This is a genomic window from Paracandidimonas soli (genome assembly GCF_004342005.1).
Lineage (GTDB): Bacteria > Pseudomonadota > Gammaproteobacteria > Burkholderiales > Burkholderiaceae_B > Paracandidimonas > Paracandidimonas soli.
On the sequence record NZ_SMBX01000002.1, the window covers coordinates 137,964 to 152,878 of the forward strand.

A 14,915-nucleotide genomic window follows, 5' to 3' on the forward strand; every position below is an offset into this window, starting at 1 on the left:
GAATCTCATGACTTTCTCTATGCAACCTGTGGTGGCACTGACATTGGGCGATCCAGCCGGGATCGGCGCGGAACTGATCGCCCGTTTATTGAACAAGCCGGAGGTGTATCGACTTGCGAATATCGTCCTGGTCGGTGACGCCTGGCTGTGGGAAGAAGGGCAGCGCATCGCGGACGTGCAGGTCGATGTCAGCCCTGTGCAAAGCCTTGCCCAGGTGCGCGGCCGCTCGGATACGTCGCGGGCCGCTTTCCTGTCCATGGACACGGTTAGTCCGGAACATGTCAACCGGGGCAAGGCGGAGGCTCCGGGAGGGCGCTCCGTGCTGCAGTTGCTGAACCTATGCATGGATGCGGTCCAGGCGGGGGAGATCGATGCGATCTGCTTCGCCCCGCTGAACAAGCAGGCGATGAAGATGGGCGGCCTGAAGCACGAAGATGAACTGCATCATTTTGCGGAATATCTGGGCGTCACGGGCTATTTCTGCGAGTTCAACACGCTGGGCGACCTGTGGACCTCCCGGATTTCTTCGCATGTGCCGCTGAAGGACGTTGCGGGCTACCTCAGCGAGGAGCGCATCCAGCAGGCGTCCGAGCTCATTTACCGTTCGTTGCTGGCCAACGGTGTCGAGGCCCCCAAGGTTGCCATCGCCGGATTCAATCCGCACAACGGGGACGGCGGCACCTGCGGGCGCGAGGAGATCGACATCATCGAGCCTGCGGTACGTGCGCTGCGCGCGCGCCAATGGCCGACACCCGACCCGTTCCATGGCCCGTTCCCGGCCGATACCGTGTTTCTCAAGGCGCAGGCAGGCGAGTACCAGGCTGTCGTGACCATGTATCACGACCAGGGCCAGATCGCCATCAAGCTGATGGGATTTTCCCGCGGGGTAACGGTGCAGGGCGGCCTGCCCATTCCCATCACCACGCCTGCGCACGGCACGGCATACGACATTGCGGGCCAGGGGCGCGCCAATGTCGAAGCCATGTGGCAGGCGTTCCAGATTGCATGCCGCATGGGGGCGCATCGATTGAAAGCGCACGCTACGGCGGATTGATTCTCGGAGGAGACCGAACGACATGATCAAGACTATCAAGACACATTTGAAACCCCTGCTGGCTGCCTGCATGGCCATGGGGCTGACGACCGCGGCGGCGCAAACCCATACCCTGCGCCTGGGCCACGGTATCGCCCAGGAGCATCCCCTGGGCCAGGGCGCATTGCGCTTCGCCGAGATCCTGGAGAAGAACTCCGGCGGCAAGCTGGCGATGAAGGTCTTTCCGGCGACGCAGCTGGGCTCCGAAGGGCAGATGATCGGCGCGGTGCGCGGCGGCGTGCAGGATCTGGTGATCACTTCGACGGCGCCGGTGGCGACGCAGATCAAGGAATACCTGTTGTTCGATCTACCGTTCCTGCTGGAAACCGATGCCGAGGCCGATGCATTGCTCGATGGCCCCATCGGGCAAAAGCTGCTCGATCTGGCCGAGTCCAGGGAAATGGTGGGCCTGTGCTACTGGGAAAACGGCTTCCGCCAGGTGACCAACAGCAAGCGCGAAGTCAAAAGCCTGGAAGATCTCTCGGGGCTGAAGCTGCGCACCATGCAGAACCCGGTCTATATCGATGCGTTCAAGGCGCTGGGCGCCAACGCCATTCCCATGCCCTTCACCGAGCTGTATACGGCCATGGAGACGCGCGCCATCGATGCGCAGGAAAACCCGGTCGCCATCATCCATTCCAACAAGTTCTATGAAGTGCAGAAGTATCTCACGCTGACCAACCACGCCTATGCGCCCTACGTGGTCTTGATGTCCAGGAAGACGTGGAACAAGCTGGGCGAGGACGAGCAGAAGGCCATGAAACAGAGCTGCCAGGAAGCGCGCGACTACCAGCGCGCCCTGAGCCGCGACATGACAGCCGAGCTGCTGGAGCTGCTCAAGAAAGAGGGCCTGACGCTGAGCACGCTGAGCCCCAGCGAGACCCAGCGGCTGCGCGAGCAGATTCAGCCGATCATCGGCAAGTACACCAATGAGATCGGTCCTGAACTGGTCGAGCAGGCGCAGCGGCAGCTGCAGCAGATGCGGGCGTCCTCGGGCGGCAAATCCTGATTCTTTTGTCTTTGAGAAAGCTAATTCCATGAAAATCAAATCCGTCAAAGCCCGTGTATTCCAGTGGAAGGGCAAGACCGTACCTCCCCAGGGCAACTTCTGCTCGAACGCGATGGACCTGCTGTACGCGCCGCAGGAAACCATGTCCACGTTCCGCTTCCACTCCTGGACCGTGGTGGAAATCGAAACCGACGACGGCATCGTCGGCCTGGGCAACGTGGCGCTGGCGCCCAGCATCGCCAAGGCCATCATCGACCAGTATCTCGCGCCGCTGGTGATCGGCCAGGATCCGTGGGACTACGAATACCTGTGGCAGCGCATGTACCGCAGCACCCATGCCTGGGGTCGCAAGGGCGTGACCATGGCCGCCATATCGGCGGTTGACCTGGCGATCTGGGACATCCTGGGCAAGAGCGTGAACAAACCCGTGTTCAAGCTGCTGGGCGGGCGCACCAAGGAAAAGATCCCTTGCTACTACAGCAAGCTGTACCGCACCGACCTCAAGGCGATGCAGGAAGAGGCGCAGAAATTCCTGGACCAGGGCTTCACCGCGTTCAAGATGCGCTTTGGCTACGGTCCCGCGCATCTGCAGCACGGCGTCAAGGAAAACCTCAAGTCCGTCGAGGCCGTGCGTGAAGTCATCGGCTACGACAATGACCTGATGCTGGAGTGCTATATGGGCTGGAACCTGGAATACGCCAAGCGCATCCTGCCCAAGCTGGAGAAATTCGAGCCGCGCTGGCTGGAAGAGCCGGTGATCGCCGACGACATCGACGGCTATGCCGAGCTGAACCAGCTGACAAGCATCCCGATCTCCGGCGGCGAGCATGAGTTCAGCCTCTATGGCTTCAAGCAACTGCTGGACAAGAAGGCCGTCAGCGTCGTGCAGTACGACACCAACCGCGTCGGCGGCATCACGGCCGCGCACAAGATCAATGCGCTGTGCGAGGCCTATTCGGTACCGGTGATCCCGCACGCTGGCCAGATGCACAACTACCACCTGACCATGAGCTCGCTGGCCTCGCCGATGAGCGAGTACTTCCCCATGTTCGACGTGGAAGTCGGCAACGAGCTTTTCTACTACATCTTCGATGGCGAGCCGGTGGCGGAGCAGGGCTTCCTGCAGCTGCGCGACGACGTGCCGGGCCTGGGCCTGACACTCAAGACCGAATTCCTCGACCAGTTCGACATCATTGAATAGGGAGGGCGACATGCCTGGATTGTCCAACCCGCGCTATCGCGGCATTTTCCCGGTCGTGCCGACCACCTTCAATGAGGACGGCTCGCTGGATCTGTCCAGCCAGAAGCGCTGCCTGGATTTCATGATCGATTCCGGCGTCGACGGTCTGTGCCTTCTGGCCAATTACTCGGAGCAGTTCCTGCTGGCGGACGACGAGCGGGAAATCCTTACGCGCACTTCGCTGGAACACGTGGCCGGCCGCGTGCCGGTGATTGTCACCACCACGCACACCAGCACCAGGATCTGCGCCGAGCGCAGCCGCCGGGCGCAGGACATGGGTGCGGCGATGGTGATGGTGATGCCGCCTTACCACGGCGCCACCTTCCGGTTCAGCGAGACGCAGGTCCGCGCCTTCTTCCAGGGACTGTCCGATGCCATCGACATTCCCATCATGATCCAGGATGCGCCGGCCGCCGGTACGCCGTTGCCGCCCGCCTTCCTGGCGAACATGGCGAAGGAGATCGAGCAGGTCAGCTACTTCAAGATGGAAACCGCCGGCGCCGCCAGCAAGCTGCGCGAATTGATCGCGCTGGGCGGCGAGGCTATCGAGGGTCCGTGGGATGGCGAGGAAGCCATCACTCTGCTGGCCGATCTGGAGGCCGGCGCCACCGGCGCAATGACGGGCGGCGGTTTTGCCGACGGCATCCGCCCCATCATCGAGGCGCACAGGAGCGGCGACAAGGACAAGGCCTTCGCCGAGTACCAGCGCTGGCTGCCGCTGATCAACCACGAGAATCGCCAGGCCGGCTTCCTGGCCGCCAAGGCGCTGATGAAGGAGGGCGGGGTAATCGCCTGCGAGGCGCCGCGTTCGCCGTGGCCGCCCCTGCATCCGGAGGTGCGCCGGCAACTGCTGGATATCGCGCGCCGGCTGGATCCGCTGGTGCTGCGCTGGGGAAAGTGAGCCCCGGCTGAAGCATGAACCTCTCCGTCCCGCGATATCCGCATCCGGGATGGAGACCCCAGGCAGGAGGGGGGCTTCCCTCCTGCCATATACCTGTTGTTCAAAAACGAGAAACTACCGGGAGACAACCCATGAAGAAGCGATTTTTTGCATTGACACTGGCCGTTGCCGGCCTGCTGGCGGCCCCTCTGGCGCAGGCTGCGCCGATCAAGCTGCGCCTGGCGCACTCCAGCTCGGAGGCTGATTCGCAGCACATCGCACTCGTGCATTTCGCCGAGCGTGTCAAGACGCGCAGCAATGGAGAACTGGAGGTCCAGATCTTCGGCAACAGTGCACTGGGCAACGACAATACTGTGTTGTCCGGCACGCGCGGCGGCACGATAGACATGGTACTGGTGGGCAATCCCTACTACACAGGCTTGATGCCGGTACTGAACGTGCTGGACCTGCCGTACCTTTTCACCGACGCGCAGCAGGCTTACCGGGTGCTGGATGGCGAGGTCGGCCAGAAGCTGCTCGACCAGTTCGAGCAGTTCCAGCTCAAGGGGCTGGCGTTCTGGGAAGTCGGCTTCCGCAGCCTGGCCAACAACAAACGGGCGGTCAACAAGGCCGAGGACTTGCGCGGCCTGAAGATCCGCACCACGCCCAACCCCGCGCACATCCGGGCGTTCCAGCTGCTGGGAGCCAATCCGCAGCCCATGCCTTTGTCCGAGGTGTATCCTGCCCTGGAGTCGGGCGCGCTGGACGGCCATGAGAATCCGCCCATCATCATGCTGGCGACCAAGATGCACGAGGTGCAGAAGCATGTATCGCTGACGCGCCATGCCTATACCGCGATGCCGCTGTCGATGAACAAGGCGAAGTTCGACCGCCTGTCGGCGGAGCACCAGGCCATCCTGCGGGAGGAGGCCAAGGCGGCTGCCGGCTTCCAGCGCGAATACAACGCCAGCAATGAAGCCAAGGCCATCGAGGAACTCCGGTCCCACGGCGTGCAAGTGGTCGAGACGCCCGATACCGACAGCCTGCGCGCCGTGGTGCAGGAAGAGACGCGCAAGCTTTACACGGACAAGCACGGCGACGAACTGCTCAAGGCGATCGAGGCGACGCAATGAGCCTGGCATCCGCCATGCCCGATGCGATCGTCGATGCGCATCACCACTTGTGGAAGCTCGACCAGGGGCGCTACCCCTGGCTGCAGGATGCATACGACTCCCAGACCTTCATCCTGGGGGAGTATCGCGCGATTTGCCGTGATTTCGGCGTAGCCGAGTTGCGCCGCAGCTTTGGAGCAGCTCCGGTGGCGGCCACGGTGCATGTGGAGGCCGAGCGTTCGCGCGACGAAGCAATGGCCGAGACCGTCTGGTTGCATAAGCAGCACGGCGAGCACGGCCTGCCCAGCGCGGTGGTCGCCTGGGTCGACCTGCTGGCGCCGGATGCCGACGAGCGCCTGGCCGAGCAGGCGGCATGGCCGCTGGTGCGAGGCGTGCGCTTCAAGCCTGTGACGGCCAGGCATGCCGGAGATATCTGCGGCGGAAGCGGTTCGCTGCATGATCCCGCCTGGCCGCAGGCCCTGGAGCGCTTGGCGAGGCACGGACTGTGCTGGGATCTGCGAGTGCCGTTCTGGCATCTGGAGCAGGCGGCCGCCGTGCTGGCGGATTCGCCGCCGGTCGACGTGGCGCTGGAGCATGCCGGCCTTCCATGGGATCGCAGCGAGCCCGGCCTGGCGGCATGGCGCAAGGGCATGGAGGCGCTTGCGGCCAACCCTCGCGTGCACGTCAAGCTTTCGGAGTTCGGCCTGCAGGGAGCGGCCTGGGACAGCGAACAGAATGCGCGCCTGGCCGCCGAAGTCGTCGCCATCTTCGGCTGGCAGCGCTGCATGTTCGGCAGCAATTTCCCAGTGGCGTCGTTGCGAGCCGATTACCAGGAACTGATCTGCATGACGGGGCGGGGCCTGGCGCTGGCTGGCCTGGATTCCGCGCAGCGGCGGGCGGTCTGGCATGACAACGCCGTCAGGTTCTATCGCATTGAAGGAGCGCAGGCATGAGTGCGCCGCTTGCTCCCATCGATCTGCCAGCGGCGCGCCGGGCTTTCCTCGAAAGCGGCGACGACCGCCTTCTTCCCATCGTCGATGCGCACCATCATTTCTGGGACCTGGTGCGCAATCCGCATCCATGGCTGCAGACGCTGCCGCGCATTCCGTTCCGCTATGGAGACTACGAGGCCATCTGCCGCGACTGGCTGCCCGGCGATCATGCCGCGGCGGCCATGCCGCACAAGCTGGTGCGCAGTGTGCTGATGGAGGGAGAGTGGGATTCCAGCGATCCCACGGGCGAGGCCCGCTGGGTGCAGGATCTGGCCGAGCGGCACGGTACGCCGCATGCGATGGCGGCGCAGGCCTGGCTGGATCGGGACGATCTGCCCGAAGTGCTGGCCGCCTATCGGGCGCTGCCGCTGGTGCGCAGCGTGCGCCACAAGCCGCGTTGCGCCGCCTCGCGGGAACAGCATCGCGAAGATTGGGCGCCTCCGGGCTCCATGCGTTGTGCGCGCTGGCGCGACGGCTATGCCAGGCTGGCCGGGGCGGGGCTGATGTTCGAGCTGCAGGCGCCCTGGTGGCATGCCGCCGAGGCGGTGGAGCTTGCGCGGGATTTCCCGCAAACGACGATCATCGTCAATCATGCCGCGCTGCCGTCGCAGCGCGACGCTGAATCGCTGGCTGCCTGGGCCCGGGCCGTCTCGCGGCTGGCCGACTGCTCCAATGTTTACATGAAGATTTCCGGCCTGGGCGTGCCGGGCCGGGCGTGGACCGCCGAGCTGCAGCGCCCGGTGGTGGAGGTACTGCTGGCTGCCTTCGGCACGGACCGCTGCATGTTCGCCAGCAACTATCCGGTGGATTCGCTCACCGGGGACCTGAGCATCATCTTCGGCGTTTTCAAGACGCTGACCCGACACCTGGAGCCCGGCGCGCGACTGGCGCTGTTCTGCGACAACGCCGCCCGGCTCTACCGACTTTCATGATCTGAAAAACAGCAAAGGAGACATCGATGAAAATGCATCGCAAAACATGGCTGCGTACTATCGCGGCGCTGACGATGGCGGCGGTCGTGGGCGGCGCCGCGCCGGCCTGGTCGCAGGAGATCAAGGCCAAGCTGGGCACCAGCCTGCCTGACTCCCATCCGCAGACGATGGGAGCGCGCAAGTTCGCCGAGCTGGTCGAGCAGAAAAGTGACGGCCGCATCAAGATCGCCGTGTTCTCCAACGGCCAATTGGGCAGCGACCAGCAGATGCAGGCCGCGCTGCGCGGCGGCACGCAGGAGTTCACGGTGCCGTCGACAGCCACGCTGGCCAACCTGGATAAATCGTTCGGCATCATCGGCATGCCGTTCTCCTTCGCTTCCGAGGCCCAGGCCGACGCGGTGCTCGACGGCCCCTTCGGGCAGAGCCTGCTGGACCGCTTGCCCGCGGTCGGCATGGTGGGCCTGGCGTTCTGGGAAAACGGTTTTCGCAACCTGACCAACAGCCGTCGCCCGGTCGAGCGCGTGGAGGATATCCGCGGCCTGAAAGTGCGCACCATGCAAAATACGCTCTACATCGACATGTTCAACGGCCTGGGCGCCAATGCCGTGCCGCTGGCGGTGACCGAGCTGTTCACCGCGCTGGAAACGCGGGCGGTCGATGGCCAGGAGAATCCCTACACGGTGGTGCATGCGCAGAAGTTCTACGACGTGCAGAAGTATCTCTCCACCACCGGCCATGCCTATGACGCGCTGGTGCTGGTGGCTTCGGGCAAGTTCTGGGACCGCCTGTCCGAGAGCGACCGGCAACTGCTGCGCGAGGTGGCCCGCGAGGCTACGCTGTACCAGCGCCAGACCAGCCGCGAGCTCAACGCGAAGCTGCGCGAGGAGTTGGTCGGCCTGGGCATGCAGATCAACGACGTGGCGCCTGAGGAGCGCGAACGCATGCGCGAGGCGCTGCAGGGCGTGATCGACAAGCACGCCGCGGTATCGGGCGCCGATGTGACCGAGCAGTTCCGGCAGGCCCTGGCCGCAAGCAGCCAGGCGGGAGGCGCGAAATGATCCCCCGCGTCATTCTCAAGGCGATCGAATGGCTGCTGGTGATTCTGCTGGGGCTGATGGTCGTGCTGGTGTTCGGCAACGTGGTGCTGCGCTACGCCTTCAATTCGGGCCTGGTGTTCTCGGAGGAGGTGTCGCGCTTCATCTTCATGTGGCTGACGCTGATGGGCGCGCTGCTGACCATGGCGTATCGCTCGCACCTGGGCATGAACAGCCTGATCGCTGCGGTGCCGGTGCCCTGGCGACGCCTCATGCGTTTCACTTCCGATCTGATCATGCTGGGTTGCTGCCTGACGATGGCCTGGGGCACCTGGGTGCAGGTAAAGCTGGCGATGGTCGATCACGCGCCGGTGACCGGCATTCCGATGGGCCTGGTGTTTTCCTCGCTGCTGATTTGCAGCCTGGGCATGGCCTGGGTGCTGCTGCACGATCTGTGGCGGCAGGTCACCGGACGGATGCCTGCCAGCGAGCTGGTGCCCAATAACGGGGAAGTCACCGAGTAACCAGCCAATCAAGAGCCATAAAAATGACTATTGCAATCTTCGTATTGTCGCTGCTGGGCGCCATGAGCCTGGGCATGCCGATTGCCTTCGCGCTGCTCGTCTGCGGCATCTGCCTGATGTTCTTCCTGGGTAATTTCGATGCGCAGATCCTGGCGCAGAACCTGCTGGAAGGCACCAACAACTACCCCCTGATGGCTGTCCCGTTCTTCATGCTGGCCGGCGAGCTGATGAATGCCGGAGGCATGTCCAATCGCATCATCGCCATGGCGCAGGCGCTGGTGGGCCATATTCGCGGCGGCCTGGGCTATGTGGCCATCATCGGCGCGCTGGTGCTGGCCAGCATCTCCGGGTCGGCGGTCGCCGATTCGGCGGCATTGGCAGCCGTGCTGATCCCCCTGATGCGCAAGGGCGGCTACAACATTCCGCGCGCGGCCGGCCTGATCTCCGCGGGCGGCATCATCGCGCCGGTGATTCCGCCTTCGATCGGATTCATCGTGTTTGGCGTGGCCGCGCAGGTGTCGATCACCAAGCTGTTCCTGGCAGGCGTCTTTCCCGGCCTGATGATGGCGTTGACATTGTGGGTGACCTGGTGGATCTGCGCCCGGCGTGAGGCGCCTCCCGTCGAGGACAAGCGCTTCGACGCCGCAGAGCTGCGTCGCGCGATCGCCGATGGCGTATGGGCGCTGGGCATGCCCGTCATCATTATCGGCGGCATGAGGTTCGGCGTGTTCACGCCGACCGAGGCGGCCGTGGTAGCCGTGGTCTATGCGCTGTTGGTGGGCATGTTTGTCTATCGCCAGATCAAATGGTCGCAGTTGCCCGAGCTGATGCTGTCGGCGGCCAAGGTTTCCAGCGTCGTTATGTTCCTGGTCGCCTGCGCCATGGTGTCGGCCTGGCTGATCACGATTGCCGATGTGCCCAGCCAGATCTCGGCGATCCTGGAGCCATTCATGGAAAACAAGATCCTGCTGATGTTCATGATGATGGCGCTGGTGGTCGTGGTCGGCACGGCGCTGGATTTCATGCCTACCGTGCTGATTCTGACGCCGGTGCTGATGCCGCTGGTCAAGCAGGCGGGCATCGATCCCATCTATTTTGGCGTGCTGTTCATCATGAACAACGCCATTGGCCTGCTGACGCCGCCGGTGGGCGTGGTGCTCAACGTCGTGGCGGGCGTGGCCCGGGTCGATCTGGGTGCGGTGGTCAAGGGAGTGTGGCCGTTCCTGGTGGCCCAGGTGGGCCTGCTGCTGCTGTTCATCCTTTTCCCCAGCCTGATCACTGTGCCCGCCAGCTGGCTCTATTGACCACGCGCCCAAGCGCAAGCCTCGGACTTCAGTCCGAGCTCATCCCCGAGGGTGCGCTTTTCATCATGGGGCGACCCGGCGATGAAAAACGGCCAGTCCCGGAAGGGGCTGGCCGTTTCCTTGGCGGCACGTTCGGCGAATCACCGCCCCGGCGTTGCCGGAGGCGGGGAATCACAGGTGCTGAGCCGCCTGCAGCGCGTGGATGCGGGCCTCGATGGGCGGGTGCGACGCCAACATGGCCGAGACCGCCTTGGCGCTGGCGATGCCGGAAGCCTGGAATGTCTTGGGAAGATCGTTGACTTCCACGCCGCCCAGCCGCGCCAGAGCGCGGATCATGGGTTCGCGCGAGCCCAGCAACTGGGCCGATCCGGCGTCCGCGCGATATTCGCGCTGGCGGGAGAACCAGGCGACGACCAGCGATGCCAGGATGCCGAACACGATTTCACAGACGATGACGGTGGCGTAGTAACCGATACCCACGCCCCGGTCGTTCTTGAGCAGGACGCGGTCCACGAAATAGCCCACGACGCGGGCGAAGAAGATGACGAAGGTGTTCACGACGCCCTGGATCAGCGTCAGGGTGACCATGTCGCCATTGGCGATGTGCGCGACTTCATGGCCGAGAACAGCCGCGACTTCCTCTTCCGTCATGCTTTCCAGCAGACCGGTCGAGACGGCGACCAGCGAGTCGTTCTTGAAGGCGCCGGTGGCGAAGGCATTGGGAGCGCCTTCGTAGATGGCAACCTCGGGCCTGCCGATGCCGGCGCGGTCGGCCAGCTGATGCACGGTATCGACCAGCCATGCCTCGCGCGCATTGCCTGGCGCCTGCGGATCGATGACCCGGGCGCCGGTGCTTCGCTTGGCCATCCATTTGCTCAGCAGCAGGGAGATGATGGCGCCGGTAAAGCCGATCAGAGCCGAGAAAATCAGCAGCTGTGTCGGATCCAGGCCTTCCGCGGTCAGGAAGCGGCCGACGCCGAGCACATTCATCGTGGCGCTGAGTACCAGCAGCACGGCCATGTTGGTGAGAAGGAAGAGGAAAATTCGTTTCATGTAGCGGTTTCCGGTTGGTCTTTGGGACAAGCCGAACCCAGGGATGGGTCATGCGTTTTTGGGCTGCTTGCGCAGTCTGTGGCATTGGATATGTCAGATAAGGTCAGGTTCCGTATTTTTAAAGCCCCTTGGCCAGATATTTTTCCAGGTTCGAGGGTATAGTAACGTCTTTGCTCATTCCTCTGATACCGGTTTCGAACATGCAGTCTCTGTGGATGCTCCTGGCGTGTGTCATGTTTGCCATCATGGGTGCATGCGTCAAAGTGGCTGGCGAATCCGGCGTATCGCTGTCCCAGGTGGTCCTGTTCCGCGGCCTGCCTTCCGTCCTGCTGTTGCTGGTTTGGGCGCATACGACACATCGTTCCCTGCGCCCCAAGCAATGGAAACCCCATATCCTGCGTAACGGCACGGGTATCGTTTCCATGTGGATGGGCTTCTTTGCACTGACCCACCTGCCGCTTTCCACCGCCATCAGCCTGAACTATACGTCGCCGCTCTTCATCGCGGTCTGGATGCTGGGCTGGGGCGGCGGCCAGCGCGACATGGTGCGCGTCGCATCGGTCGTGCTCGGGTTCCTGGGGGTCCTGTCCGTGCTGCGGCCCAGCCTGGGAGACGACCAGTGGCTTGCCGCCTCCGTCGGCCTTGGGGCGGGCTGCCTGTCGGCGGCGGCCATGATGCAGATCCGCAGCCTGGGCCGTATCGGCGAGCCGGAGTGGCGCACGGTTTTCATTTTTTCCTGTTTCGTCTGTCTCAGCAGCTTTGGCGGACTGGCCGTCTATGGCTGGACGCCCATTCACGCCGATGGCTGGCTGGCGCTGATAGGCATCGGCCTTTCGGGGCTGGTCGGGCAGCTGGCCATGACCAGGGCGTTTGGCCTGGGATCGGCGCTGTTGACAGCGGTTCTTCAGTACACCACCATTATCGCAGGCGCGGGCTTGGGCATCCTGTTCTGGGATGACATCCCCGATGCCATCGCATGGCTTGGTATGGCGCTGATCATTTCCGCGGGTCTGCTGTCCACCTGGCGTACCTATTCGGAAGACAGGCTCATGCGCGGCCAGGCGGGGCAGACTGCCGCAGAGTAAATCGCAGGAGGTAAATCATGGGACATTTGCTGATCGAGGCGCATGAGCTGAAGAAAGCACTGGCGGCAGGCGAAGGACTGCTGGTGTTCGACGTCAGACACGACCTTGCCGATCATGACGCTGGCGCCCGGGACTATGCGCAGGGACACATTCCCGGCGCCATCTTTCTGGATCACGAAACCGAGCTGTCCGGGCAGCGCACAGGAAAGAACGGCCGCCACCCCTTGCCGGATCGCGGTGATTTTGCCGTGCTGATGCGTCTGCACGGCCTGTCGCCGGAAAAACAGGTGGTGGCCTACGATTCGGGTGGCGGCGCATTTGCCGCGCATCTGTGGTGGCTGTTGCGCTGGCTGGGGCATGAGCGCGTCCGGGTGCTGGACGGCGGCTGGGCGGCGTGGGTTGCCGCTGGCGGCAAGGTCGATACCGCGGCGCCGGCCTCCCTCGTGACCGAGGCCCAGGCCATACAAAGTGCTGGGTGGTCGGGCAAACCTGTCATGCAGGTCGTCACAGCCGACCAGGTGCTGGAAAACATCCGATCCGAAAAACCTGCCTTTACCGTGCTGGATGCGCGTTCTCCGGAGCGCTACAGGGGCGAGCAGGAACCCATCGATCCCGTTGCGGGACGCATCCCGGGAGCGCTGAACCGTCCGAACACGGCCAATATGACGCCCGAAGGGCGATTCAAGTCGTCCGAAGCGCTGCGCAGCGAGTTTCTCGAGGCATTGGGCGATACTCCCCCGGAACAGGTTGTGCACCAGTGCGGCTCGGGCATCACCGCTTCGCACAACCTGTTCGCCATGGAGCTGGCGGGCCTGCAGGGGTCCAGGCTGTATCATGGCTCATGGAGCGAGTGGTGCAGCGATCCCGAGAGGCCGGTGGCCAGAGGGTGATGCGTTTATCGCGCAAATGAAGAAAAGAAAAAGGCGGTCTCGATTTGAATTGACCGCCTTTTTCGTCCGGATCACTGGCGGCTCAGGGGTGTTCCATCATCCGGCGATACCACTCGTGGAAATGCAGCATGCCGTCTTCCATGGGGGATTGATATGGGCCGGACTCGCTGACGCCGCGCTGCATCAGGGCGCGCCGGCCGGCGTCCATGCGCTCGCCGATCTCGTCGTCCTCGATGGCGGTTTCCATATAGGCGGCCCGCTGCGCCTCGACGAATTCGCGCTCGAACGCGGCAATATCCTCGGGGTAGTAGAACTCGACGATATTGACGGTTTCCTGGGGGCTGACCGGGTACAGCGTCGACAGCACGGCCACATGGGGATAGAGCTCAATCATGTGAGTGGGGAAGTAGGTGACCCAGATAGCCCCGAAGTCCGGGGCCTCGCCGCCCCGGTAATCCAGCAGGCGGTCGTGCCACTGGCGATAGACGTCGGAACCCGGCTGGTTCAGCGCCTGGTTCACGCCCACGCGCTGGAGGCTGTACCAGTCGGAAAACTCCCAGCTCAGGTCGTCGCAGGTGACGAAGTGCCCCAGTCCGGGGTGGAAGGGGGCGACATGGTAGTCCTCCAGGTAGACTTCGATGAAGGTCTTCCAGTTGTAGTTGCAGCGGTGGACTTCCATGTGGTCGAACACATAGCCGGACAGGTCGAACTCGGGCCGCGAGAACAGGGCCGACATGTCGGCGGCCGGGTCCCTTGCGCCTTCGAACAGCAGTCCATGGCAGTGCCGAAGGGGATAAGCCTGCAGGTTCAACCCAGGCGTTTCGGAGAAATGCGGGGCGCCGATGAGCGAACCCGACTGGTTGTACGTCCAGCGATGGATGGGGCAGACGATGTTGCCGCCCGTGCCCTGCAGATTGCCGCTGGCACAGGCATGGTCCGTGACGTTGCCGGCCTGGCCGCCCAGCATGATGGCCTGGCGGTGACGGCATACATTGGACATGAGCTGCACGCCTTCGGGCGTGCGCAGCAGCATGCGGCCGGCCTTTTCCTGGGCGAGGGTGCGCCAGTCGCCAGGCGAGGGAACGAGTTTTTCGTGGCCGACATAGAGACTGGAGCGCTTGAATATGCGTTCCTGTTCCTGGGCAAAGATGGATTCGTCGAAGTAGCTGCTGACGGGCAATTGGGACAGGGCCGGTGCCAGTCGCGCGGCTCGACCGGTATCGGTCATGATTCACCCCGCTGAATAAGGCCGGAATGCGGCGGCATTGAAATGGTTGGCCGGATGCCTGGACCGCGAATTGTACCGCACAAGAAATGCCCCCACGCTGCGCCTTCGGCTTGCGCTCCACCGCGCGGCCTGCATGCCGCCCGGATTCGTCAGGCACAGGACAGTCCTCGGAGGACTGCCCTGTGCTCGGGCTTCACGTACAATTCCGGTATTGATGATGGAATGATGTCTATGGGAAAGCAGAATACGAACACCAATGCCATGCTGGATCTCGACCAGGAGGCCGCCGGGCAGGCCAAGCCGGATGACGCGGGCGCGCCCGATTTCGAGGCCGCGCTGGCGCAACTGGAGGCGCTGGTCGGGCAGATGGAGCGGGGCGACCTGCCTCTGGAGCAGTCCATCAAGGCCTATGCCAAAGGCGTGGAGCTGGTCGGCATCTGCCAGAAAAGCCTCGATGCGGCGGAGCAACGGGTGCAGGTCCTGCAGGACAATCTGCTGCGCTCGCTGAACGAAGACACCCTGGACGGCGAGGATTGAAG

Annotated in this window: 15 protein-coding genes; 13 read left to right on the forward strand and 2 right to left on the reverse strand. The window is 63.5% G+C overall.

Going from position 1 to position 14,915, the window contains the following annotated elements:
- Positions 1-7 precede the first annotated feature (7 nt).
- The 10 genes from EV686_RS04350 (at position 8) to EV686_RS04395 (ending at position 10,120) form a co-directional block, all read left to right on the forward strand.
- Positions 8-1,054 (forward strand): 4-hydroxythreonine-4-phosphate dehydrogenase PdxA, encoded by a 1,047-nt coding sequence (locus tag EV686_RS04350; protein WP_132473924.1) that lies wholly within the window; start codon positions 8-10, stop codon positions 1,052-1,054.
- Positions 1,055-1,076: 22 nt separating this feature from the next.
- Positions 1,077-2,102 (forward strand): TRAP transporter substrate-binding protein, encoded by a 1,026-nt coding sequence (locus EV686_RS04355; protein WP_132473926.1) that lies wholly within the window; start codon positions 1,077-1,079, stop codon positions 2,100-2,102.
- A 28-nt stretch (positions 2,103-2,130) separates the two neighbouring features.
- Positions 2,131-3,303, forward strand: coding sequence for an L-rhamnonate dehydratase (locus EV686_RS04360; protein ID WP_132473928.1), 1,173 nt, complete (start codon positions 2,131-2,133; stop codon positions 3,301-3,303).
- A gap of 10 nt (positions 3,304-3,313) precedes the next feature.
- Positions 3,314-4,243, forward strand: a complete 930-nt coding sequence (locus tag EV686_RS04365; RefSeq protein WP_132473930.1) for a dihydrodipicolinate synthase family protein — start codon at positions 3,314-3,316, stop codon at positions 4,241-4,243.
- A gap of 131 nt (positions 4,244-4,374) precedes the next feature.
- Positions 4,375-5,355 (forward strand): TRAP transporter substrate-binding protein, encoded by a 981-nt coding sequence (locus EV686_RS04370; RefSeq protein ID WP_132473932.1) that lies wholly within the window; start codon positions 4,375-4,377, stop codon positions 5,353-5,355.
- Positions 5,352-6,287, forward strand: a complete 936-nt coding sequence (locus tag EV686_RS04375) for an amidohydrolase family protein (protein ID WP_132473935.1) — start codon at positions 5,352-5,354, stop codon at positions 6,285-6,287. The genes EV686_RS04370 and EV686_RS04375 overlap by 4 nt, the downstream gene beginning before the upstream one ends.
- Positions 6,284-7,258 (forward strand): amidohydrolase family protein, encoded by a 975-nt coding sequence (locus EV686_RS04380; RefSeq protein ID WP_132473937.1) that lies wholly within the window; start codon positions 6,284-6,286, stop codon positions 7,256-7,258. Before EV686_RS04375 ends, EV686_RS04380 begins: the two co-directional genes overlap by 4 nt.
- Positions 7,259-7,290: 32 nt before the next feature.
- Positions 7,291-8,316, forward strand: coding sequence for a TRAP transporter substrate-binding protein (locus EV686_RS04385; protein ID WP_165972497.1), 1,026 nt, complete (start codon positions 7,291-7,293; stop codon positions 8,314-8,316).
- Entirely contained in the window at positions 8,313-8,816 is a 504-nt protein-coding gene (locus tag EV686_RS04390) for a TRAP transporter small permease (RefSeq protein WP_243650742.1), read from the forward strand. Before EV686_RS04385 ends, EV686_RS04390 begins: the two co-directional genes overlap by 4 nt.
- Before the next feature lie 23 nt (positions 8,817-8,839).
- Positions 8,840-10,120 carry a TRAP transporter large permease gene (locus tag EV686_RS04395; RefSeq protein ID WP_132473941.1) on the forward strand — a complete coding sequence of 427 codons (1,281 nt, stop codon included), beginning with the start codon at positions 8,840-8,842 and terminating at the stop codon, positions 10,118-10,120.
- 171 nt (positions 10,121-10,291) lie between these two features.
- On the opposite strand, the gene htpX is transcribed toward EV686_RS04395, so the two are convergent.
- On the reverse strand, positions 10,292-11,173 hold the full coding sequence (htpX, locus tag EV686_RS04400) for a protease HtpX (protein WP_132473943.1): 882 nt from the start codon (positions 11,171-11,173) through the stop codon (positions 10,292-10,294).
- A gap of 200 nt (positions 11,174-11,373) precedes the next feature.
- On the opposite strand from htpX, the gene EV686_RS04405 reads away from it, so the two are divergent.
- Positions 11,374-12,258, forward strand: coding sequence for a DMT family transporter (locus tag EV686_RS04405; protein ID WP_132473945.1), 885 nt, complete (start codon positions 11,374-11,376; stop codon positions 12,256-12,258).
- A 17-nt stretch (positions 12,259-12,275) separates the two neighbouring features.
- Positions 12,276-13,148 carry a sulfurtransferase gene (locus EV686_RS04410; protein ID WP_132473947.1) on the forward strand — a complete coding sequence of 291 codons (873 nt, stop codon included), beginning with the start codon at positions 12,276-12,278 and terminating at the stop codon, positions 13,146-13,148.
- Between the two features lie 82 nt (positions 13,149-13,230).
- Here EV686_RS04410 and EV686_RS04415 read toward each other — a convergent pair whose 3' ends face one another.
- Positions 13,231-14,376, reverse strand: coding sequence for an aromatic ring-hydroxylating oxygenase subunit alpha (locus EV686_RS04415; protein WP_132473949.1), 1,146 nt, complete (start codon positions 14,374-14,376; stop codon positions 13,231-13,233).
- A gap of 231 nt (positions 14,377-14,607) precedes the next feature.
- Between EV686_RS04415 and xseB the strand changes: the two genes are divergently transcribed.
- A complete protein-coding gene (gene xseB, locus EV686_RS04420; protein ID WP_377748125.1) occupies positions 14,608-14,913 on the forward strand; it encodes an exodeoxyribonuclease VII small subunit in 306 nt (101 codons plus the stop codon).
- The last annotated feature ends 2 nt before the right edge of the window (positions 14,914-14,915 follow it).